A 20,618-nucleotide genomic window follows, 5' to 3' on the forward strand; every position below is an offset into this window, starting at 1 on the left:
GCCGAACGATCAGAATTCGCGCCAAGCAATAGCCTGAGTCTAGCTTACTTGCCGCCGAGCGCCAGCGCTTCCGTCATGACGCGGAAGACGTAGGTGTTCGGCTTGTGGCCGCGGAACTTCTCGGCGCCCGGGCCCATCGCGGTCAGGACGACGTCGTCGGCGGCATGGACGCCCGAGTTGGAGTCGAAGGGCAGGTTGCCCTGCTTGCGCACGGCCATCGGCGCCGTGCAATCCTTCTCGTTGGCGACATAGGTGCCCTTCTCGGCGCCCGCGACGGCCGGGACGCGCTCGCCGTCCATGTTCGGCTTGCCGGTGTCGCAGGTGTCGGGATAGGAGCCGAACACGACGGCCAGGCGGCGCGAGGTGTTGACGTCGGTCGGGTAGCCGTCGGCATCGCGCGGGCCGTAGTTCGGCACGACCGAGTCCTGGTAGACGCCGAGCTTGTCGCGCAGCAGCTGGCCCGGACGGTCGTCGTTATAGGTGCCGATCAGCGAGACCGGGTGGGCGTGGTCGGCGACGACGATGATCAGCGTGTCGTTGCGGTCGCCGGCGAAGTCCTTGGCGGCCTTGACGGCGTTGTCGAGCATGATCGTGTCGAACACCGCGCGCTCCCAGTCGAGCGAGTGGCTGTACTTGTCGATGCGGGCCGACTCGACCATCAGGAAGAAGCCGTCCTCGTTGCCCTTGAGCATGTCGATCGCAGCCTTGGTCTGCTCGACCACGTCAGGCTGGTCCGGGAACTTCGAGACCGAGCCCTTCTTGGCCAGGCGCAGGTCGAAGGCGCCGTCGATGTTGCCGGTGTTGTAGAGGCCGAGCATCTTCTTGGCGCCGCCGGAGACCGCGGTGTTCATCTCGGTCTTCGAGGTGGCGATCGAGTAGCCGGCCTCCTTGAACTTGGCGATGAAGTCGAGGTCGTCGGTGCGCTTCGAGCCGTTGGTGGCCTTCGGCAGGAAGTTCGGCGAGCCGCCGCCCATGATCACGTCCGGCTTCACGTCGAAGAACATCTTGACGATGTCGTTGAAGTCCGAGCGGCGGCGGGTATGGGCCACCATCGAGGCCGGGGTGGCGTCCTCGATCTCGGAGTTGGTGACGACGCCGATCGACATCTTGCTGCGGCGGCGGATCACCTCGGAGATGGTCTCGACCTTGGGGTGGTCGAGGGTCAGCGCGTTCTGGGCGCAGTAGACGCCGAGCGCGTTGACGCAGGACTTGTGGCCGGTGGTGTAGGCATGGGCCGCGTTGGCGCTGTCGGTGACGACCGAGTCGGTGCCGGAGGTCGAGATCAGCGCCATGTTCGACATGTCGTCGATGGCGAGCTCGCCGCCGTAGCGGCCTTCCTTCAGGCCCTTCGACATGATGCGGGCGGCGGTGCGGTGGGCGATCGAGAAGCCGTCGCCGACGAAGAGGATGACGTTCTTGGCGCGGCGCGGGGTCGCGGTCGCGAAGACCTCCCAGTTCACCGTCGACTTGTTCGCGCCCTGCGTCGCTTCGACGACGTAGCGGCCGGCCGGCAGCGAGGCGCCGCGCAGCCACAGGGCGGAGTGCTTCTGGCCTTCCTCGTTCTGCATGAACGTGGTGGCGCGGCCGAGGGTCTCGGCGGCCGGCTTGCCGTTGATGGTGACGTTGACGTCGGCCGAGGTCGGCGCGTTCGGGAACTCGACCTTGAAGTCGAAATGCGAGCCTTCGAGGATCTCGGCACGGTCGATCGGGTAGATCGTCTGGGCCACCGCGGGAGCGGCTCCGGCGAGCGTGGCCGCCACGGCCATCATCAGCAATCGTTGCGCCTGCATATGTGTTCTCCGCCTGTCGCGCGTGTTGAATGGACTCGGGCTGACGCCATAGGCAGCGCAAATGACAATACGATTACTGACTCAAGGTAAGTAATTATGCAATGTTATACTATAACATGATTTCGATGCTCGAACCGCCCGGCGCGGCGAACCCTCTTCCGGGAGAGGCGGCACGACCGGGCGGGCGGCTTCCTTTCCTTCTCCCATCCGGGAGAAGGGTTCCTCGCGCCCTTCCTTCCAAGCCTCACGCCTCCTTGAAGCCGTAATCCGGGATGCCCTGCTCGTTGCCATAGTACTTGTAGGGCAGGAACTTGCCGGACATGGCGATCTTGACCCGGTCGCCTTTGGGGTTCGGCTCGCGCTCGAACTCGATGTTGAAGTCGATCGCCGACATGATGCCGTCGCCAAATTCCTCCTCGATCAGCGCCTTCCAGGCCGGGCCGTTGACCATCACCATCTCGTAGAAGCGGTAGATCAGCGGGTCGGTCGGCGGCATCGGCGTGCCCGTGCCGCGATAGGGCACCTCGTTGAGCATGCGCTTCTCGTTCTCGGAGAGGCCAAACAGCGCCGCCGCCGTCTCGGCCAGCGGCTTGACCAGCTTCATCTGGCCGAGCAGCGCGCCGACGATCAGGACCTCGGACATGCCGCCGATCTCCTGCGTGATGTACTTCCAGCTCCAGCCCTTCTCGCGCTTGATGTCGAGGATCTTCTCGGTGAGCTCTTCGCGCTTCATCCTGCCTGCTCCTGGGTTGGTGGGCAGGGCGAAGCAGGCAAGGATCAGGCCGGGCCCGGGAGATGCGGTGGTGTTTCTGGAAACCCGGCAGGATCATCTTAACGTTACGGTGAGTTAGGCCCCATGACGTAAGGCATTTGAAGTATTTTTGGCGTCATTCAGAGCTCCACCGAGCCACGCGGAAAATCCAGCGCCGATGAATGCCTACATTCCCCTGATCCTGTTCACGGTGCTGACCAACGCCGCCGCCCAGCTCATGCTCAAGAAGGGCATGACCGGCATCGGCCAGTTCGACATCCCCAATGACGGGCTGATCTGGACGGTCTTTCGCGTCGTCTTCAACCCGTTCGTCTTCGCGGGCCTGTGCACCTTCGTCATCAGCATGGCCTCGCACCTGATCGTGCTCTCCAAGGTGCAGATCAGCTACGCCTATCCGTTCCTGAGCCTCGCCTACGTTGTCGTCGCTATCTACGCCTACTTCGTCTTCCAGGAGGATCTGAGCCCCGCCCGCATCGCCGGCATCGGACTGATCGTCGTTGGCACCATCTTCATCGCACAGAGCTGAGGACTATGATGGACCTGATCGCCCGCCTCATCCTTCGCCTCGCCATCCTGTTCGAGCCGCCGGTCGACCGCGCGCTGCGCCCGGTGCCCGTGCCGGTTCGCGCCAATCCGCCTCGTCTGCCCGGCGCCCCGCGCTGATCCCTTCAACCGAACCAGCAATGGCCTGATCATGAAGCACATCATCATTGGCGGCGACGGCTTCGTGGGCTCGCATCTGGCGGCCGACCTCGCCGCCATGGGCGAGGAGGTCCTCGTCGCCGACATCCACAAGAGCCCGCACGCGCATTACGGCAAGGTGCCGTTCCAGACGATCGACGTCACCAAGGCCGAGAGCGTCGAGAGCATCGCGCTCACGCCGGACGACCTCGTCTACAATCTCTCGGCCAAGATGCTGAGCCCGATCGTGACCCGCAAGGAGCGCCACGATTTCTTCTGGCCGGTGAACTATCACGGCACCGCCAACATCCTGACCTGGATGGAGAAGAACGGCGCCAACAAGCTCGTCCACTTCACCACGGACATGATCTACGGCCATTCCGTCACCGTGCCGCAGGACGAGACCCATCCGGCCAAGCCGCTCGGCGAATACGGCGAGAGCAAGCTCGCGACCGAGACCCTGGCCCAGACCTATCGCGACAAGGGCTTCCAGATCCCGATCTTCCGGCCGCGCCTGATCATCGGCCCGGGCCGCCTCGGCATCCTGGTCAAGCTCTTCCGGCTGATCGACATGAACCTGCCGGTGCCGATGATCGGATCGGGCAAGAACCCCTATCAGTTCATCTCGGTCTTCGACTGCGCCAGCGCCTGCATCGCCGCCTGGAAGGCCGGCTTCCCAAACAGCGCCTACAACCTCGGCTCGGACGATCCGCCGCCGGTGCGCAAGCTGCTCGGCGACCTCGTCAGGCATGCCGGCTCGAAGTCGATCCTGCTGCCGACGCCGGCCGCGCTGGTCAAGCTGACGCTCGACACGCTCGATGCAGTCAACCTGCCGATCATGGACCCCGAGCAATACCTGATCGCCGACGAGATCTGCATCCTCGACACCAGCAAGGCCAAGCGCGAGCTCGGCTGGACCCCGAAATACCGCGACGAGGACATGCTGCTCGCCGCCTACACCGAATATCGCAAGAGCAAGGACGAGCAGAGGAGCAAGGCCGCATGAGCATGCCCGCATTCAAGAACGACGTGGTCCCCGCCCGCCCGAAGCTGATCAGCGTCGAAGAGGCCAAGCAGCTCGACGCCGCGACGGTGCGCGACCTCTTCGCCGCCCATATCAACCCGGGCCAGCTGCATTTCCTCAAGCTGCTCGGCTTCGACAAGATCCTCGTCGATCGCGCCGAGGGCATGCACTACATCACCAGGGACGGCCGCAAGATCCTCGATTTCTTCGGCGGCTTCTGCTCGGTGGCCTTCGGCCATAACCACCCACGCATCATTGCGGCCCGGCAGAAGTTCCAGGACGAGAACCGCCATGAGATCTGCATGGCCTTCATGTCGCAATATGCCGCCGCGCTCGCCAAGAACCTGGCCGAGATCGCGCCGGGAGACCTCGACATGGTCTTCCTGGGCTCGACCGGCTCGGAGGCGATGGAGGCGGCGCTGAAGGTCGCCGAGCAGGTCCAGGGCCCCGCCCGCTCCAAGATCCTGCACGCGGCGAACTCGTTCCACGGCAAGACCAAGGGCGTGCTCTCGGTCACGGATTCGACGCTCTACCAGTCCCAGTTCAAGCTGGTGGAGAACCGGGTCAAGGTGCCCTTCGGCGATATCGAGGCGGTGCGCAAGGCGCTCGAATCCGACCGCTCGATCGGCATCGTCGTGATGGAGACGATCCAGGGTGGCGGCGGCATCGTCGAGGCGCCGCTCGGCTTCTGGCGCGAGCTGCGCGCGCTCTGCGACAAGCACGACGTGCTCTGGGTCGCCGACGAGGTGCAGTGCGGTCTCGGCCGCACCGGCCAGTTCTTCGCCTTCGAGCGCGACGGCGTCGTGCCCGACGTAACCGCACTCGCCAAGGCGCTGGGCGGCTCCAAGGCCGCGGTCGGCGCGATGATCGCGCGCCGCGACCTCTACATGAAGGCCTATGGCAAGCCGAAATCGGCGCTGATCCATGCGCAGGCGACCTTCGGCGGCATGGGCGAGGCCTGCATCAGCGCCATCGAGGGGCTCAACGTCCTCTATGACGAGGACCTGATGGGCAACGCCAGGCGCCAGGGCGACTACCTGATCGAGCGCCTGAACCAGCTCCGTGCCAAGCACCCGAGCCTGCTCAAGGAGATCCGCGGCCGCGGCCTCATGATCGGCGTCGAGTTCAACGACATCAGCGAGACCATGCCCTTCGGCCTGAAGCACATGGTCGCGCTGCTCGACGACAAGCTGAAGGGCTCGCTCTGCGGCTTCGTCGGCGCGCTCCTGCTCAAGGATTACGACGTGCTCGTCGCCTTCACCGAGTACAACCGCAACGTCATCCGGCTCGAGCCGCCGCTGATCGCGACCCGCGAGGATTGCGACACCTTCCTCAACGCGCTCGACGACCTGCTCTCGCGCGGCATCACGCGGATCGTCACGGACTACCTGCGCAAGGTCGCGACGGCGAAGGGCTGAGCCCCCGGTGGCCATCGCACTATTCTCCAGGGCCGGCTTCGCCGGCCCTTTTCTTTCGTCCGCAGATTCCCGATGAATGTCGAGATGCTGGCGAAAGCGCAGCCCTTTCAGGGAGAGAGCCAGTGCCGACTGAGTATGAAGTAGCCGAAGCAATTTGCCGAATACTTGGCGAGCTTCACCGACTTACGGATTTAGGCCTTGACCCGCGGCGCATCGATAGAGTTCGGCGAGAGACAATCTTCTTCCTTCACGAAGGAGGCGAACCCGCCAAATGGTGCGAAAGTCGAGTACACTCCGCAGCGGCCCGAGAGATGCGCCGTACGGCCAACTCACGCTTCACCAGTAAAAACTACGACATCACCTACGATCACGCGATACCGCTCGCCACTCTGTGGCAAGGACTTCGCACCTGCATCGTGGACGCGGCAGAAATGAACTCGTTCTTGGAACTCCACGTCGCCGGCGTCGTCCTTCTCAAGGCGGAAAATGCCAAGCTCAATAAATGTGGCCTCCGAAGTTCAATGCCTCCGGGTGCTCCCGCTTACGATAAGCTCGCTCGCTATAGACACGCCGACATCGCCTTCGAGCCAGCGGACGAAGCCCGGTTGAAAATTCACAATCCAAACTGAGACAACCACTGTCCCCTGACAGGGATTGGCCGGCGCGTGTGCGCTTTTACCCCTCCCGCAGCCATGACTTGGACGAGCACATGCTGGGTCACATCTCCTTCGGCGTCTTCGATCTCAAGCGCGCCGCCACGTTCTACGATGCGGCTCTCGCGCCGCTTGGCCTGACGCGGGTCTGGGCGGTCGCCGATGGCGTCGGCTACGGGCCTGCCGGCGGCGGCGACCTCCTCGCCTTGAAGAAGCAGCCGGAACCGGTGACCCCGCCCGGCCCCGGCTTCCATCTCGCCTTCAAGGCGTTTTCTCATGCAAGCGTCGACGCGTTCCATGCAGCGGCGCTGCAGGCAGGCGGGCGCGACAACGGCCAGCCGGGGCTGCGAGCCCATTATGGCCCGCACTACTATGCCGCCTTCGTCATCGACCCCGACGGCCACCGCATCGAGGCGGTCTGCCAGGAGCCGGCCTGACGTCAGCCCGCCGTCACCCGCCGCCAGAACCCGGACGAGAAGCCCGGATCGACCTGCTTGGCGAACTCGCGCCAATGCGGGAACGACGCCTCGAAGGTCTCGGCCGACATGCGCGCGTCCTTATAGGGGTTGACCCGCCCGCCGGCCGCGAGCGCGATCCGGTCGAGCTCGTCGAGCAGCCGCAGCGTGCGCTCGCCACGATGCGGGAAATCGAGCGTCAGCGTCGCCCCGGCGATCGGGAAGGACATCATGCCGCGCGAAGGCACGTCGCCGAAGATCTTGAGCACGGTCAGGAACGAGGTCTCGCCGGCGGCGAGCGTGCGCTTGAGCATCTCCTCGACCGCCTCGCGCGCCTGAGCCATGGGCACCGCGCACTGGAACTGGCGCAGCCCCTTCGGACCATAGGCCCGGTTCCAATTGTTGACCCGGTCGAGCGGGTAGAAGAACGGGCGATAGGGGATGCGCCGCGGCTCCGGCGTGCGCGGCTGCGCGGCACGGTAGAGCGCGTTGAAGGCGAGCAGGCTCAGGCGGTTGATCAGCGGGAATGGCGGCTTGATCGGGAACGGCAGCGGCCGCGCCGCCCGCCCAGGCGGCAGGTCGGAGGCCGGCGCGTGATTGGCGCGGAAGAAGACGCCGCGCCCGAAATGCGCGCCCTCGGCCAGCGCGTCGATCCAGGCGACGGTGTACTCATGCGTCTCGTCGGATTCCGCCGCGATCTCGAAGAAGCGGTCGAGCCCGTCGAAATGAACCACCTCCTGCCGCATTTCGGCCGAGGGCACCCGCATCAATTGCAGCGTCACCTGCGTGATCAGCCCGGTCAGGCCGAAGCCGCCGACCGTGGCGGCGAAGAGCGGGCAGTTCATGTCCGGCCCGCAGGTCAGCCTTGTCCCGTCCGAGCGCACCAGCTCGAAGGCGCGGACATGGCGCCCGAACGTGCCGGCGCGGTGATGGTTCTTGCCGTGGACGTCGTTGGCAACAGCGCCTGCGACCGTGACGAAGGCGGTGCCGGGCGTCACCGGCAGGAACCAGCCGAGCGGCACGACATGGTTCAGCACCGCGTCGAGCAGGACGCCGGCCTCGCAGGTGATCAGGCCGCTCTCGCGGTCGAAGGCCAGGATGCGGTCGAGCTGGCGCGCGGCGATCAGCGCGCCGCCATCGTTCAGGCAGGAATCGCCGTAGGAGCGGCCATTGCCATAGGCGAGCGCGGGCTTGCGATAGAGGCCGGGCTCGGCGCTCCACGCTTCCGGCGCGACGATCTGGCAGTCATGGGCGGCGAGCCCGCCCCAGGAGCGGTAGTGCTTCAGATCCGATGGCACGGCAGATTCTTCGCTCACGGCAGATACTGGCTCACGGAATCACCGTCGCCGCGACCATGATCAGCACGACGAGCGCGCCCATCAGCTGGCTGCGCCAGTCGCGGATCATGAAGACCAGCGGGTCGTCCGGCATCTGCCCGCGCCGCGCCAGGAACCAGACCCGCGCCATCTGGTAGAGGATGATCGGGCAGATCAGCCAGATGATCTCGGGATGGCGGTAGAGCTCCTTCACCGCGGCGCTGTCGACGTAGAGAGCCATGATCAGCGCGCAGGTGCAGCCCGAGGCCATGCCGAGCTGCGACAGCGCCTCGAGATCCTCGGCGTGATAGCCACGCCCGGCCTTCTTCAGCCCGGACTGGTCCTGCGTGATCCTGAGCTCGGCATAGCGCTTCACCAGGGCAAGACTGAGGAACAGGAACATCGAGAAGGCGAGCAGCCAGGACGAGATCGGGATCGCCGCCGCGGCGTTGCCGGCCAGCAGGCGCAGCGTGTGCAGCGCCGCCAGCCCGAGCACGTCGACCAGCAGCTTGCGCTTGAGGAAGAACAGGTAGAGCAGCGCCAGCGCCAGATAGGACGAGAGCGCCAGCAGGAAGAGCTTGGGCTGCGGCACGAAGACCGTCAGCCCGAAGGCGACGACCAGGAGCACCGGCACCGCGGCATAGGCCTGCGTTTCCGTGATCTCGCCGGCGGCGAGCGGGCGCTTGCACTTGGTCGGATGGCGCCGGTCGGCCTCGACGTCGACGATGTCGTTGAGCAGGTAGATCGCCGAGGCGAGCAGGCTGAAGGCGATGAAGGCGACGACGCCGTGGCCGATCGCCGCAGGATCGAACACATCATGGTTGAGCAGGATCGGCACGAAGACGAGCCCGTTCTTGAGCCAATGATGCGGCCGCATCGCTCGGATCATCGCTGTGATGGACATCTCGACGTCTCTGCACACCCGGAAGAGCGCATCGCGGTTAGCCGTCGACCACGGCCAAATCTCGCGATGGGCGCACTGAATTGCCTCAATGCCCTTCCTTATCGTCAGCAAGTCCTAAATCCCCGTAGATGCCGTAGCGTTCGCTCTCTGATTTGCTTGCCATGATTAACGACAACCTGCCGCAGCAGGCGGGAAACAAGGCCAGCGGCATCGCCGGCTTGCGACATTTGAACGAACCGCCATTCGCAATCATCCCGCGCGCCGCTTGCAATGCGCGCGCTATCGTTCAATCGTCGCGACCATCGACAAGAACTGCATCGGCCGAGATGGCCCCGACCCATTCCTCTAAGGCATCGCCAGGCGAGATGGCCACGACGACCGAGACCGCGGCGGCGAACCGCGAACGGCTCGTCATCGTCGAGGACGACCCGATCACGCGCACGATGATCGCCGGCTATTTCAGCGACCAGGGCTTCCGCGTCGAGGAGGCCGAGACCCTGGCCGAAGCGCGGCGCCTGGTGCGCCGGGTCAAGCCGGAGCTGATCTTCCTCGATGTCGTGCTGCCGGATGGCGACGGCTTCGAGCTCGCCAAGGAGTTGCAGGGCTTCTCCGATGCCGGCATCATCTTCGTGACCCGGCGCGACACCGATATCGACCGCATCGTCGGGCTCGAGCTCGCCGGCGACCACTACGTCACCAAGCCGGTCAACCTGCGCGATCTCCTCGCCCGCACGCGCTCGCTGCTGCGCCGGCGCAAGATCGAGCGCGAGACGGCGCGGCGCAGCACCACGATCACCTTCGGCCCCTTCATGATCGACCTGCTGCGGCGCGAGCTCGCCACCATCAACGGCGACCCGATCCGCCTGACCCGCGGCGAGTTCGACCTGCTCGCCGCGCTCGTCGAGAGCAACGGCCGGCCCTTGAGCCGCGACTACCTGATCGAGGTGGTCAGCAACCGCCAGGGCGACGTCGACGCCCGCACGGTCGATGCGCTGGTGGCCCGGCTCCGGCGCAAGCTGCTCGGCGCATCCGAGCCGGGCGTGATCGCGACGGTCAGCGGCATCGGCTACAAGCTCGGCATCGTCGCCGAGCGCAACGCCTGATCCGGCCCGAGCGGCCCCGGCACGGCCTTCGCCACTCCGGCGCTGCGCCGGGCGAGATCGGCCAGAGCCTCCTCGCGCGCCCCCTCCAGCCCGGCCACGTCCTGCGCCAGGACGACGAAGGACGCAGCCGGCGCATCGCGTTCGAGCCCGGTCGCCCGCGCCAGCACGCGGCCGAGCCCAAGCGCCCCGGCCGAGCTGCCGAGCTGATGAGCGGCGCGGGCCAGCCCGGTACGGTCGGCCGCCTCCAGGGCCGAGCGCATCGCCTGCAACAATTCGAGCGAGACGGTCGCAAACAGCAACACGAGCTGGTCGAGGCGGTGATCGCCGATCAGCTGGCCCTGCGTCTCGAAGAAGAGCGCGTCCACCGCCTGCTCGGATGACAGGACGATGGCGCCGCCGGGCTCCGCCCGCCGCGCACCGCCGCCCAGCACCTGCAGCAGCGCGGAGGACGTCGCCGGCTTCGACAGCACCTTCGTCAGCCCGGCCTCGCGCAGCAGGCGCATCGTCTCCGGCGAGACGTCGGCGGTGAGCATCACGATCTCCGGCTGGACGATATCCGGCTGAGCGCGGATCGCGGCGGCGGTCGCGATGCCGTCCATCCCGCCCATCTGCATGTCGAGCAGCACGAGATCGACCGGCTCGTGCTCCAGCAGCGTGACGGCGGCCTCGCCTGAGGCTGCGGCCAGCGCCCTGTGCCCGGCCTTGTCGATCATGATGCGGGCGACCTCGCGCGTCACCGGCTCGTCATCGACCACCAGCACCCGCAGCGCGCGCTCGACCGCGACGCGGTCCTCCGGCTGCGCCGCGGCCCTGGCCGGAATCGCGGGCAGTCGCACCGTGAAGGTGCTGCCGGCGCCGACCGCGCTGACCACCGAAAGCGTCCCGCCCATCAGCTCGGTGAGCTTGGTGCAGATCGCCAGCCCGAGCCCGACCCCGCCGGAGCGCCGGCCGGTCTCGGGATCGACCTGCACGAAATCCTGGAAGATCTTCTGCTGCATCGCCGGCTCGATGCCGATGCCGGTGTCGCGCACGATGATGGTGAACGTGTCCCCCGCCACCGCCGCGGCCAGCACGATCTCGCCCCGGTCGGTGAAGCTGATGGCGTTGCGCAGCAGGTTGAGGACGATGCGGTTGACCTTGCCGGCATCGCCATGCAGCCGCATGCTGGCGGCGCTGCCGAGGCCGAGCTTGAGCGCGATGTCCTTGCGCGCCGCCGCCGGCTGCATCAGCGTGACGGTCGCGGTGAGCAGTGCGCCCGGCTCGTAGTCGCGCAGCTCCAGGCTTTCGGTGCCGGCCTCCAGGCGCGACAGGTCGAGCGTCGCATTGGCGAGGTTGATCAGCGTGTCTCCTGAGGCTGCCGCCATCTCGACCAGCCTGCGGTCGCTGCGGCTCATCCGCCTGCGGTCGAGGATCTCGAGCACGCCGAGCACGCCTGAGAGCGGCGTGCGGATATCGTGGCCGACGACGGCGAGGAAGCGTGATTTCGCCCTGGTCGCCTCCTCCGCCACATGCCTGGCTTGCTCGGCGGCGCGCTGCCCGGCCGAGGCCTGGTCGAGCGCGGCGGCAAGCGCGGCGGTGCGCTCCAGCACCTTGTCCTCGAGCACGGCCCGGCTTTCCTGCAGCCGCCCCGCCATCAGGTTGAACTGGTCGCCGAGCTCCTGCAGCTCGTCGCCGGTGCGGATCGCAATGCGCTCGTCGAGCTGGCCGCGACCGATCCGGGCCGCTCCGTCGCTGAGCGCCCTGATCGGCGCGACGAGCCGGCGGCTGAGCCCGATGCTGGCGAGCACGGCGCAGACCAGCGCCGCGACGAGAATGCCGAGCGAGCGCAAGATCGAGGCGTAGATCGGCGCGAAGGCCTCGCTCTCCGGCAGGTCGACCACGACGCTCCAGTCGAGATTCGGAACCTTGGTCATCACCGACAGCACCGGCCGGCCCTCCATGTCGCGGATCGAGACGCCGCTGGCGCGCGCGTCGGTTCCGCCTTGCGCGCCGGCCTGCTCGTGCGCCGCGAGCAGCGGCCCCAGGTTGGTGTTGCGCAGGACGAAGCGCAGGTCGGGATGCGCGATCAGCCGGCCCGAGCGCGCGACCACATAGGCGCGCCCGGCCTCGCCGACCTTGAGGCGGGAGACGAGGTCCCTGATGAAGGTCAGGTTCACGGTCGCCAGCACGACGCCCTCGGTCGGCGTGACCACGCGCTTGGCGAGCACCATGTAGGGCTCCGAACCGCGCCGGAACGCGACCTCGCCATAATACTGGCCCTGCGCCAGCGCCGTCTGGAAGCCGGGATCGGCCGACCAGTCGGCGCCGCTGCCGACGCGATCGTGCTCGAAGCGCGACAGGCCGAGCAGCTCCCGGCCATCGCGGCCGATCTGCCTCAGCTCGAGGATGGCCGGCACCTGCCGCAGCAGCCTGAGCCCGTCGAGCCGCCTGTCCTCGCCGGGATTGGAGCCGACGCCGCTTTGCGAGACCCAGTCGAGCTGGCGCATGATGTCGGTGACGAAACTGCCGATCTGGCCCGCCGCCGCCTGCGCCTGCTCCTGCTGCACCCGCACCACCAGCGCCCGCTGGTCGGCGAAGGCGAAGAACGTGCCGATCACCGCGTTGAGCCCGAGTGCGATGCAGATCGCCGAGCCGACGAACACAGCGTATTTGCGCGCGAGCCTGCCGCGCGGGCGCTTGCCCGGCATCGCCTCGCCCGGGCTCACGCGACGATCCGCGTGGCGCGCACGCGCAGCGACATCGGCAAGGTGAGGCCGAGATCGGCGGCGGCGCGCTCGTTGATCACCAGCTCGAAGCTGCGCGAGAACTGTACCGGCAGCTCGGCGACGTTGGCGCCGCGCAGGACGAGGTCGATATAGGAGGCGATGAGCTCGCTCGATTCGTCCCGGCCGCCGGTATAGGACATCAGCCCGCCCTGGGTGACGAAGGTGTCGAAGACATAGATCGCCGGCAGCCTGTGATGGGCCGCAGCAGCCGCGCAGGCCCTGGCATAGCGGTAGGTGAAGCTGTCCGGCGGGAACATCAGCCCCGTCTCGGAATTCTCGGCCAGCGCCGCGATGGCGGGCTCGATCTGCGTCGGATCGAAGATGGGATGGTCCAGGATCGCCACGCCCCGCTCCGCCGCAGCAGTGCGCATCTGCGCCACATAGGTCACCCCGCCGGCGGCCGCCGTCGCCGGGTTGTAGATCAGGCCGATGCGGCGCGTCGCCGGCGCGATCTCGGTCAGCAGCTCCACCCATTTTCCGCACATGGACGGGTCATTGTTGCTGAAGCCGGTCGCGTTGCTGTCGGGCCGGTCGAGCGAGCGCACGAAGCCGCTGCCGACCGGGTCCGAGGCGGTGCCGAACAGGACGGGGATCGTTTTCGTCACGCTGAGCGCGGCGGCCGCCTCGGCGCTGGAGCCGACGACGATGACCTCCACCCCCTCGCGCACCAGCTCGCGCGCCGCATCGACGAGGACCCTCTCGTCGGCGCCGGCCGGCCGCAGGAGCAGTCGCAGGTTGCGCCCCTCCTCCCAGCCGCGCCGGGCGAGCTGCTCGCGCAGGGCCGCCAGCCGCACGCGCACGACGGGGTTGTCGAGGGGGAGGCTGAACAGCACGGCCACGAACCGCATCCGCTCGGCCGCGTGGGCGGCGGCGGGCGGCGTGGCTGCGAGTGCGGTCAGGCCGGTCAGGAACGAGCGACGGCGCATGCTTCGGCCAGATCAGGAAGGCGGGCGGGAGATCGCGGCGCCCCTCGTCGCATGTCTTCGGCGCGGCGTCGAGGGCGCGGTGACCAAGCGTCAGAGCCGGCGGTCAGGGCCGGCTGCTCAGGCCCCTCCGGCCTCCGATGGCACCACCCGCCAGGCCGAGGCGGTATCGTAGAAGAAGCGCTCCTGCGCGATGCGGTCGCCGCGCCAGCGCTGGATCGCCAGCTCTTCCAGCCGCCGCGCCGTCCCGTCATGGGCGATGGCGTCGAAGACCCAGTGGACGACGACGTTGTCGCCATCGACGAGCACGGCGCGCGGGGCATGCGTATGCATGCGCTGGACGCGGGCGAGCGCCTTCGCCTCATGCTCCATCAGAGCCTCGCGGCCACGCCGCGGCTCCTTGTCGGGCTCCTGCATGGTGGCGTCGTCATGGTAGAAATCGGCGATGGCCTTGACGTGGTCGCCGCTCACGACGGCTGCGACAAAGGCCTCGACACGCGCACGGTCCGGCATGATCTGCTCTCGCTTCTGCCTTAACCGCCCCTTCAACGCGCATCTCTAGCGCGCCGAGCGGCGCAGGGCCAGCACCGCGGAACCGCCGGGGCCGCGGGGCGTTATCTGTCTGAGTTCGAGACCACTAGCCCGCCATCCTGATCAGGGATGGCGGGTCTTTTTTGTCCGGCAGCCAGACTGGGAACCCACCCGCCGACGGCGAATTCTGCGGCACAAGGCCATGCAAGCGGCGCGCAGCCTTGATGCTGCGCCGCAGCAGCCATGCATTTCAGGCATTGGCAGACGTAAGCAATAATAATATATGGATGCTTATGAACAGCATGCCTAAGGTCCCGGCGACGCAGCAGCCCTCCCCCACGGTCGGCTTCCTCGTGCACGACGTCGCGCGCCTGCTGCGCAAGCGCTTCGAGCAGAACGCCCGCGGCTTCGGCCTCGGCCTGACCCGCTCGCAGTGGCAGGTGCTGGCCTATCTCGACAAGAACGAGGGCATCCAGCAGGGCGGCCTTGCCGAGCTGCTCGAGGTCGAGCCGATCACGCTCGGCCGCATTCTCGACAAGCTCCAGGCCTGCGGCCTGATCGAGCGCCGGCACGACGCCAAGGACCGGCGCGTCTGGCGGCTCTACCTCACCGGCAAGGCCGGGCCGACGCTCGTCACCATGCGCGAGCTCGGCGAGATCACCCGCGCCGAGGCCTTCGGCGAGATTTCCGAAGCCGAGCGCGAGGTGCTCCTCAAACTGCTCGGCACGATGCGCGCGAACCTCTCTACGGCCTGCGCGACGCCGCCGGCCGAAAGGCAGAAGACCCATGGATGACGCAGCCAGAAGACCCGAAGCCACAGGCGACGAGCCGCCCGTCCCCGCCAGCAACGTAACCGAGATCCGCCGGGCCGAGCCGAAGGCGCCGCCCGCGCAGCCCGCTCCCGTCGCCAAGGCGCCCGAGACCGCCGCCTCCGCACCGGCCGTCGCTGCCGACACCGCGCCCGCGGCCAAGCCGCGAAACCTCAAGCGCAAGCTCCTCTTCGCCGCGCTGCCCGTCGCGCTGATCGCCGGCGGCTACTGGTACGTCGTCGGCGGGCAGGTGATGTCGACCGACAACGCCTATGTGCAGGCCGACATCGTCGGCGTCTCCACGGATGTCGCCGGCATCGTCAGCGCGGTCGACGTGCGCGACAACCAGCAGGTCAAGGCCGGCGACGTGCTGTTCAAGCTCGATGACGCGCAGTTCCGCTACGCGCTCGACCGCGCCGACGCGCAGATCGGCAACGTCCGCAACGACCTTGAATCGCAGAAGGCGACCTACAAGGCGATGCAGAGCCAGATCGCCCAGGCCAGGAGCGATATCGATTTCTACCAGACCGCCTTCAAGCGCCAGCAGGACCTCGCCACCAAGTCGATCGCCTCCCAGGCGACCTATGACTCGGCCAAGCACGATCTCGACGGCGCCGCGCAGAAGCTGGCGCAGCTCCAGAGCCAGCTGATCAGCCTCGCCGCCAACCTGAACGGCAATCCCGACGCGCCGATCGAGGACCACCCGCGCTACAAGGACGCCGTCGCCGCCCGCGCCGAGGCCGCCCGCCAGCTCGACCACACCGTGGTCAAGGCATCGATGGACGGCATCGTCACCAACGTGCCCTCGCTGCAGAAGGGCCAGTACCTTGCCGACGCCACCGTCGCCTTCAGCCTGGTCTCCTCCGACCATGTCTGGATCCAGGCCAACCCGAAGGAGACCGAGCTGACCTGGGTCCGCCCCGGCCAGAAGGCGACCGTCTACGTCGACACCTATCCCGGCGCCGAATGGACCGGGACGATCGACAGCATCAGCCCGGCCTCGGCCGCGAGCTTCTCGCTGCTGCCGGCCCAGAACACCAGCGGCAACTGGGTCAAGGTCGTCCAGCGCATCGCCATGCGCGTCAAGATCGAGACCCCGCAGGGCAAGCCGCAGCTGCGCGCCGGCATGAGCGTCGTGCTCGACGTCGACACCGGCCGCGCCCGCGGCCTGCCGACCTTCATCACCGACCTCTTCGGCAAGACCGAGACCCATCATGTCTGACGGTGCAGCCGCGGCTGCGACCCCGGTGGTCGCCAATCGCGGCGCCATCACCGCCTGCGTCATCCTCGCGGTCATCATGCAGGCGCTCGACACCACGATCGCCAACGTCGCCCTGCCCTATATCCAGGGCAGCGTCGCGGCCAGCGCCGACCAGATCAACTGGGTGCTGACCTCCTATATCGTCGCGGCCGCGATCATGACGCCGCCCTCGGGCTTCCTCGCCGCCCGCTTCGGCAGGAAGCGCGTGCTCTCGGTGGCGATCATCGGCTTCGTCGTCGCTTCGATGCTCTGCGGCGCGGCGCAGTCGCTCAACCAGATCGTCGCCTTCCGCCTGCTCCAGGGCTTCTTCGGCGCAGCGCTCGTGCCGCTCTCGCAGAGCATCCTGCTCGACATCTACACCCCGGAGGAGCGCGGCTCGGCCATGGCGCTGTTCGGCGTCTCCGTGATGGTCGGCCCGGTGCTCGGCCCGGTCATCGGCGGCTGGTTGACCGACAACATCTCCTGGCGCTGGGTCTTCTACATCAACCTGCCGCTCGGCGCGATCGCGCTCGCGGGCGTCACCATCTTCGTCACCGAGACCAAGGCGAGCGCGCTCGCCAAGCTCGACTGGATCGGCTTCGGCGCGCTCAGCCTGGCGATCGCCTCGCTCCAGCTCTTCCTCGACCGCGGCGCCCAGCTCGACTGGTTCTCGTCGCTCGAGATCATCATCGAGGCGACGGTCTGCGCCGCCGCGCTCTACATCCTCGTGGTCCACACCTTCACGGCGCAGAACTCCTTCATCAAGCCGCGGCTGTTCCTCGACCGCAACTTCAGCGTCGGCATGATCTTCATCTTCATCGTCGGCATCACCTACCTCGCCTCGATGGCGCTGATGACGCCCTATCTGCAGACGCTGATGGGCTATCCGGTCGTCACCGCCGGCATCGTCATGGGCCCGCGCGGCATGGGCACGATGGCCTGCATGTTCCTGGTCGGCCGGCTGATCGGCAAGGTCGACATCCGCATCCTGCTCGGCGCCGGCCTCGCCGTCAGCGCCTGGGCGATGTACGACATGGCCGGCTGGACGCCCGACGTCTCCGAGAACACGATCATGCTCACCGGCTTCATCCAGGGCGCCGGCCTCGGCCTGCTCTTCGTGCCGCTGACCACCGTGACCTTCGCGACGCTCTCGCCGCAGGATCGCGGCGACGGCACCGGCCTCTACAACCTCTCGCGCAACATCGGCTCCAGCGTCGGCATCTCGATCGTGGCCTACCTGCTCACTCGCAACACCCAGGTGAACCACGCCGAGATCGCCAACTACGTCACGCCCTTCAACCGCATGTTCGAGATGCCCGCGATCAAGAATGCCTGGGACCCGCTGACGCTGGCCGGCCGCGCCGCGCTCGACGACGTCGTCACCCGCCAGGCGACGATCATCGCCTATATCGACGACTTCAAGCTGCTGATGATCCTGTGCCTGGCGGCCATGCCGTTCCTCGCCCTGCTGGTCACCCCCAAGCAGGAAAAGGCGCCGGCGGACGACCACGCGATGGTGATGGAGTAGGCCGGGCGCCGCGCCAGCGCGTGACGCCACGGCAATTCGCAGGCACTAGATCGCCGTGCGTCCTACCGGACGCAAAGTGGCGATCTAGACCTTTGTTGTTGCAACGGATTTTCCCGAAAATCGGATTCCACTTTTCGGTCCGATGCTCTAGCGCCCGGAAGACGATCTGCGCTGGCCGTATTTGAGCGAGGCACTATTGGCGCCGCCGAGGCCGCTGCGCTTGGCCGAGATCGACCGCGCTTCGGCGTAGTCCGGCGCGACCATGGGATAATCGTGCGGCAGGCCCCATCTCGCCCGGTACTGGTCGGGGGTGAGCCCGTACTTGACGCGCAGGTGCCGCCGCAACGTCTTGAACCTGCGGCCATCTTCGAGGCAGACGATATAGGACGAGTTGACGGACTTGCTGATGGGGACCGCCGGATTGCGCAGCGGCTCCGACTGCGTCTCGGGGGGCTTGGCCAGGTTGCCGATGGCTGAATGGGTCGTTTCGATCAGCTTGGCCAATTCCGATCGCGGGATGCTGTTATGGGTGACATAGGCAGCGACGATCTGCGCCGACAATCCGGCCGCCGCTTCGCTCTCGTCAGTCATAGGCTCTTCCTCGAGGCTTTCCTCCCGTATCCCCGCACGCATCAGGAGATGCGATCGCATGCATGTCCAGGGTTCGTCAGGCCTCATCCACAGCGATGGCCCCGCCACAGCCCGGCGCGGCCGCATGCGAGCCCGGAATCGGAGCTTCCAGCCTGGCCGGGCCGAATTCCAGGGGAGTGCGCGCCCGCACCTGCATTGACGACGCAATCAGCGGGTGGGCCGGAATTTATGGCGTCCCGGAAGGGAGCGGGCTCAACACCCTCAAAAGTCAGTAAAATCGGCCGTTTTTGACCGTCATCACAGAGGCGTGTGTAACACCTGCGTGTTGCACGGGCCAGCAAAATGAGCGGTCACCGTGCAACCCGGTGCACACATCCCAAGCCGCGCCCGCGCCCCTGCAAGGTGCACGCATGATCGCCTGCGCGAGAAGAGCCGCCCGACCACTCGAGCCGCTCCCGCCCCCCGGAAATGGCTCTCCGGTGATGGAGGGCGGAAGGAAATCCTGCCGTCAGAGGGAAGGAAACCCTACCCGCAGGGGGAAGGAAATCCTGCCCCCCTCTTAGAGGAACACCTAGAGGAACAGGTTAGCGCATCATTCCGGCTGGCTCACGCCGCCGGTCTGACCCCGATTTTGGAAATCAACTCGATCCCGGAAGCCAAACCGATTTCCGTCCCGGTTCCCCAAGTTTGCGTTCGGAAACCCGAACCTCAGACGTTCACTCTCCCGAACCTCAGACGTTCGGAAATCCGAACCCCCTCTTAGAGGATCACCTAGACGAACAGGTTAGCGGATCACTCCGGCCGGCTGACGCCGCCGGTCTGAACCAGATTTCGGAAAATCATCCGATCCCAGAAGCCAAATCGTTCGCCATACCTGCTCTAGTTCGGCACCCGCTGGGTCGACCCGCAAGTCTGGGCTCGGAAATGTCGCGCCCACTTGCAGAACCACTATACACAAAGACAGTGTAGATAAGTATACTGTCTTTGGATATTTACATACCCACTAGACAATACGGTAACCCAATGAGATGATTGCCCACCAAATCACTCTCAAGGGAGCGTTCGATGTCCGGAGCCGAGCAGGTTTCCATCCGTTTGCCCACCGACGTGCTCGCTCGCGTCGACCGGGCCGTCTATGACCGGCGCCGCGCCAAAGCGGCCGGCCGAGCCTCGCGGTCCAGCGTTATCGCCACGTTGGTGGCTGATGCGTTGCAGCCCGCCACGAAGGAGGATCGGTCGTGATCCACCTTGGCCCGAACCTCACCCGCCGCGACACGGATGAGACGCGCGCCTCGCGTCGCCGCGCCGCTGCCGTAGCCACCACCTTCGGCGATCGGAACCAGAAAGGTCCGGCGCTGGATTTCAATGCCAAGGCTTCCCCGGCCGCCCCCTCGTCGGGGATGGGCGTCAGCTTCGCTGATGCGTATGCGCCGTCGTGGAAGGCTGAGATGGCGGAGCGGGACGAGCGCGCCGCCCGTCTCGACAAGCTCCCGCCCGCCGTGCAGCGCCTCGCCACCGAACAGGGCATGACCGAGCTGCCGATGCTGGAGGTGATCGCGATCATCTCCCGCGCGTGCAAGACGATGGGCGGCAACCCGGCGCAGTGCTGGGCTTCGGACATCGGCCGCGCCATCGGCGTCTCGACGCAGAAGACCGAGGAAATTCTTCGCGAGGCCGCCCAGCGCGGCTTCATCGAGCCCCGCGCGAACAGCTACTGGCGCAGCAAGCTCTGACCAGATCGGCGCGCGGCCTCATCCTCCCCGCGCCGTCAGTCCGGAGGTAACGGCCCGGACGCCAGAGGGGTCGGGATTGGTCTCCCGGCCCCTCATTCGTCTCTCATCGACAGGATCGCGCTATGCCCGTCACCAATGCCTTGCTGATCGTCCTCGGCGCCTTCGTCTGGATCGAAGGGGGCCGCGCACACTGGCGCCTCATCGTGCAGGCCGACGCCGCCGTTCATCCCGAGTTGGCCGCAACCTGTGAGTTCCGCCGCGACCTCGCTGCCGGCCACCTCGGCGCCCATCTCACCCGATGGTGCTTCATCCTGTTCTGGCCGTTCTGGCTCGCCCTCGGCTGGCTTAATGCCGCGCGCGAACACCTGCGCGGACGGTAGGA

General features: G+C 66.8%; 21 protein-coding genes. 13 read left to right on the top strand and 8 right to left on the bottom strand.

Annotation, left to right across the window (positions count from 1 at the left end):
* Window positions 1-44: 44 nt before the first annotated feature.
* On the bottom strand, window positions 45-1,790 hold the full coding sequence (locus DWF00_RS27015) for an alkaline phosphatase (protein WP_114828115.1): 1,746 nt from the start codon (window positions 1,788-1,790) through the stop codon (window positions 45-47).
* Window positions 1,791-2,034: 244 nt separating this feature from the next.
* Window positions 2,035-2,523: a cyanase gene (gene cynS / locus DWF00_RS27020; RefSeq protein WP_114828114.1), complete on the bottom strand. Its 489-nt coding sequence runs from the start codon at window positions 2,521-2,523 to the stop codon at window positions 2,035-2,037.
* 196 nt (window positions 2,524-2,719) lie between these two features.
* Here cynS and DWF00_RS27025 point away from each other — a divergent pair, with 196 nt between their 5' ends.
* The 6 genes from DWF00_RS27025 (at window position 2,720) to DWF00_RS27040 (ending at window position 6,775) form a co-directional block, all read left to right on the top strand.
* Window positions 2,720-3,088 (top strand): DMT family transporter, encoded by a 369-nt coding sequence (locus DWF00_RS27025; protein WP_114828113.1) that lies wholly within the window; start codon window positions 2,720-2,722, stop codon window positions 3,086-3,088.
* 5 nt (window positions 3,089-3,093) lie between these two features.
* Entirely contained in the window at window positions 3,094-3,225 is a 132-nt protein-coding gene (locus tag DWF00_RS30020; protein WP_281270191.1) for a hypothetical protein, read from the top strand.
* Between the two features lie 31 nt (window positions 3,226-3,256).
* On the top strand, window positions 3,257-4,249 hold the full coding sequence (locus DWF00_RS27030) for an NAD-dependent epimerase/dehydratase family protein (protein WP_114828112.1): 993 nt from the start codon (window positions 3,257-3,259) through the stop codon (window positions 4,247-4,249).
* Window positions 4,246-5,685 carry an aspartate aminotransferase family protein gene (locus tag DWF00_RS27035; protein WP_114828111.1) on the top strand — a complete coding sequence of 480 codons (1,440 nt, stop codon included), beginning with the start codon at window positions 4,246-4,248 and terminating at the stop codon, window positions 5,683-5,685. Before DWF00_RS27030 ends, DWF00_RS27035 begins: the two co-directional genes overlap by 4 nt.
* A 311-nt stretch (window positions 5,686-5,996) precedes the next feature.
* The gene (locus DWF00_RS29215) at window positions 5,997-6,314 is read left to right on the top strand and encodes a hypothetical protein (protein ID WP_114828110.1); all 318 of its coding nucleotides are present in this window, start codon (window positions 5,997-5,999) and stop codon (window positions 6,312-6,314) included.
* Window positions 6,315-6,394: 80 nt separating this feature from the next.
* Window positions 6,395-6,775, top strand: coding sequence for a VOC family protein (locus tag DWF00_RS27040; protein ID WP_114828109.1), 381 nt, complete (start codon window positions 6,395-6,397; stop codon window positions 6,773-6,775).
* Window positions 6,776-6,777: 2 nt separating this feature from the next.
* Here the strand turns inward: DWF00_RS27040 and DWF00_RS27045 are convergent, their stop codons facing one another.
* Together DWF00_RS27045 and DWF00_RS27050 are read right to left on the bottom strand one after the other, a co-directional pair.
* On the bottom strand, window positions 6,778-8,091 hold the full coding sequence (locus DWF00_RS27045; protein WP_181832522.1) for an FAD-binding oxidoreductase: 1,314 nt from the start codon (window positions 8,089-8,091) through the stop codon (window positions 6,778-6,780).
* 31 nt (window positions 8,092-8,122) lie between these two features.
* The gene (locus tag DWF00_RS27050) at window positions 8,123-9,031 is read right to left on the bottom strand and encodes a UbiA family prenyltransferase (RefSeq protein ID WP_281270192.1); all 909 of its coding nucleotides are present in this window, start codon (window positions 9,029-9,031) and stop codon (window positions 8,123-8,125) included.
* Between the two features lie 347 nt (window positions 9,032-9,378).
* On the opposite strand from DWF00_RS27050, the gene DWF00_RS27055 reads away from it, so the two are divergent.
* A complete protein-coding gene (locus DWF00_RS27055) occupies window positions 9,379-10,116 on the top strand; it encodes a response regulator transcription factor (protein WP_181832521.1) in 738 nt (245 codons plus the stop codon).
* On the opposite strand, the gene DWF00_RS27060 is transcribed toward DWF00_RS27055, so the two are convergent.
* The 3 genes from DWF00_RS27060 to DWF00_RS27070 all read right to left on the bottom strand — a co-directional run bounded on the left by DWF00_RS27060 (window position 10,080) and on the right by DWF00_RS27070 (window position 14,317).
* Window positions 10,080-12,821, bottom strand: coding sequence for an ATP-binding protein (locus DWF00_RS27060; protein ID WP_114828105.1), 2,742 nt, complete (start codon window positions 12,819-12,821; stop codon window positions 10,080-10,082). The genes DWF00_RS27055 and DWF00_RS27060 overlap by 37 nt on opposite strands.
* Entirely contained in the window at window positions 12,818-13,807 is a 990-nt protein-coding gene (locus DWF00_RS27065) for an ABC transporter substrate-binding protein (protein WP_114828104.1), read from the bottom strand. Before DWF00_RS27065 ends, DWF00_RS27060 begins: the two co-directional genes overlap by 4 nt.
* A 117-nt stretch (window positions 13,808-13,924) precedes the next feature.
* Window positions 13,925-14,317 (bottom strand): nuclear transport factor 2 family protein, encoded by a 393-nt coding sequence (locus DWF00_RS27070; RefSeq protein ID WP_114828103.1) that lies wholly within the window; start codon window positions 14,315-14,317, stop codon window positions 13,925-13,927.
* Window positions 14,318-14,628: 311 nt separating this feature from the next.
* Between DWF00_RS27070 and DWF00_RS27075 the strand changes: the two genes are divergently transcribed.
* From DWF00_RS27075 to DWF00_RS27085, 3 genes are read left to right on the top strand one after another with little or no spacing between them, the layout of a single operon-like run.
* Window positions 14,629-15,129, top strand: coding sequence for a MarR family winged helix-turn-helix transcriptional regulator (locus DWF00_RS27075; protein ID WP_245974332.1), 501 nt, complete (start codon window positions 14,629-14,631; stop codon window positions 15,127-15,129).
* The gene (locus tag DWF00_RS27080; protein ID WP_114828102.1) at window positions 15,122-16,366 is read left to right on the top strand and encodes an HlyD family secretion protein; all 1,245 of its coding nucleotides are present in this window, start codon (window positions 15,122-15,124) and stop codon (window positions 16,364-16,366) included. Before DWF00_RS27075 ends, DWF00_RS27080 begins: the two co-directional genes overlap by 8 nt.
* Window positions 16,359-17,912 (top strand): DHA2 family efflux MFS transporter permease subunit, encoded by a 1,554-nt coding sequence (locus tag DWF00_RS27085; protein ID WP_114828101.1) that lies wholly within the window; start codon window positions 16,359-16,361, stop codon window positions 17,910-17,912. The genes DWF00_RS27080 and DWF00_RS27085 overlap by 8 nt, the downstream gene beginning before the upstream one ends.
* Before the next feature lie 147 nt (window positions 17,913-18,059).
* On the opposite strand, the gene DWF00_RS27090 is transcribed toward DWF00_RS27085, so the two are convergent.
* Window positions 18,060-18,503, bottom strand: coding sequence for a Ros/MucR family transcriptional regulator (locus DWF00_RS27090; protein WP_114828100.1), 444 nt, complete (start codon window positions 18,501-18,503; stop codon window positions 18,060-18,062).
* A 1,065-nt stretch (window positions 18,504-19,568) separates the two neighbouring features.
* On the opposite strand from DWF00_RS27090, the gene DWF00_RS29600 reads away from it, so the two are divergent.
* From DWF00_RS29600 to DWF00_RS27100, 3 genes are all read left to right on the top strand, one after another.
* A complete protein-coding gene (locus DWF00_RS29600; RefSeq protein ID WP_181832520.1) occupies window positions 19,569-19,745 on the top strand; it encodes a hypothetical protein in 177 nt (58 codons plus the stop codon).
* Window positions 19,742-20,236, top strand: coding sequence for a hypothetical protein (locus DWF00_RS27095; RefSeq protein ID WP_114828099.1), 495 nt, complete (start codon window positions 19,742-19,744; stop codon window positions 20,234-20,236). Before DWF00_RS29600 ends, DWF00_RS27095 begins: the two co-directional genes overlap by 4 nt.
* Before the next feature lie 122 nt (window positions 20,237-20,358).
* Complete coding sequence (locus tag DWF00_RS27100; RefSeq protein WP_114828098.1) at window positions 20,359-20,616, top strand: hypothetical protein; 258 nt, start codon at window positions 20,359-20,361, stop codon at window positions 20,614-20,616.
* Window positions 20,617-20,618: the final 2 nt, after the last annotated feature.

This window comes from Allobosea caraganae (genome assembly GCF_003351345.1).
Taxonomy (GTDB): Bacteria; Pseudomonadota; Alphaproteobacteria; order Rhizobiales; family Beijerinckiaceae; genus Allobosea; species Allobosea caraganae.

Excerpts from the sequence above, each read along its gene's own strand:
- DWF00_RS27025 (WP_114828113.1), top strand. The coding sequence starts at position 2,720 with ATGAATGCCTACATTCCCCTGATCCTGTTCACGGTGCTGACCAACGCC.
- DWF00_RS29215 (WP_114828110.1), top strand. The coding sequence starts at position 5,997 with ATGCGCCGTACGGCCAACTCACGCTTCACCAGTAAAAACTACGACATC.
- DWF00_RS30020 (WP_281270191.1), top strand. The coding sequence starts at position 3,094 with ATGATGGACCTGATCGCCCGCCTCATCCTTCGCCTCGCCATCCTGTTC.
- DWF00_RS27015 (WP_114828115.1), bottom strand. The coding sequence starts at position 1,790 with ATGCAGGCGCAACGATTGCTGATGATGGCCGTGGCGGCCACGCTCGCC.
- DWF00_RS27035 (WP_114828111.1), top strand. The coding sequence starts at position 4,246 with ATGAGCATGCCCGCATTCAAGAACGACGTGGTCCCCGCCCGCCCGAAG.
- DWF00_RS27075 (WP_245974332.1), top strand. The coding sequence starts at position 14,629 with ATGAACAGCATGCCTAAGGTCCCGGCGACGCAGCAGCCCTCCCCCACG.
- DWF00_RS27070 (WP_114828103.1), bottom strand. The coding sequence starts at position 14,317 with ATGCCGGACCGTGCGCGTGTCGAGGCCTTTGTCGCAGCCGTCGTGAGC.
- cynS (WP_114828114.1), bottom strand. The coding sequence starts at position 2,523 with ATGAAGCGCGAAGAGCTCACCGAGAAGATCCTCGACATCAAGCGCGAG.
- DWF00_RS27030 (WP_114828112.1), top strand. The coding sequence starts at position 3,257 with ATGAAGCACATCATCATTGGCGGCGACGGCTTCGTGGGCTCGCATCTG.
- DWF00_RS27090 (WP_114828100.1), bottom strand. The coding sequence starts at position 18,503 with ATGACTGACGAGAGCGAAGCGGCGGCCGGATTGTCGGCGCAGATCGTC.
- DWF00_RS29600 (WP_181832520.1), top strand. The coding sequence starts at position 19,569 with ATGTCCGGAGCCGAGCAGGTTTCCATCCGTTTGCCCACCGACGTGCTC.
- DWF00_RS27055 (WP_181832521.1), top strand. The coding sequence starts at position 9,379 with ATGGCCACGACGACCGAGACCGCGGCGGCGAACCGCGAACGGCTCGTC.
- DWF00_RS27085 (WP_114828101.1), top strand. The coding sequence starts at position 16,359 with ATGTCTGACGGTGCAGCCGCGGCTGCGACCCCGGTGGTCGCCAATCGC.
- DWF00_RS27100 (WP_114828098.1), top strand. The coding sequence starts at position 20,359 with ATGCCCGTCACCAATGCCTTGCTGATCGTCCTCGGCGCCTTCGTCTGG.
- DWF00_RS27040 (WP_114828109.1), top strand. The coding sequence starts at position 6,395 with ATGCTGGGTCACATCTCCTTCGGCGTCTTCGATCTCAAGCGCGCCGCC.
- DWF00_RS27080 (WP_114828102.1), top strand. The coding sequence starts at position 15,122 with ATGGATGACGCAGCCAGAAGACCCGAAGCCACAGGCGACGAGCCGCCC.
- DWF00_RS27065 (WP_114828104.1), bottom strand. The coding sequence starts at position 13,807 with ATGCGCCGTCGCTCGTTCCTGACCGGCCTGACCGCACTCGCAGCCACG.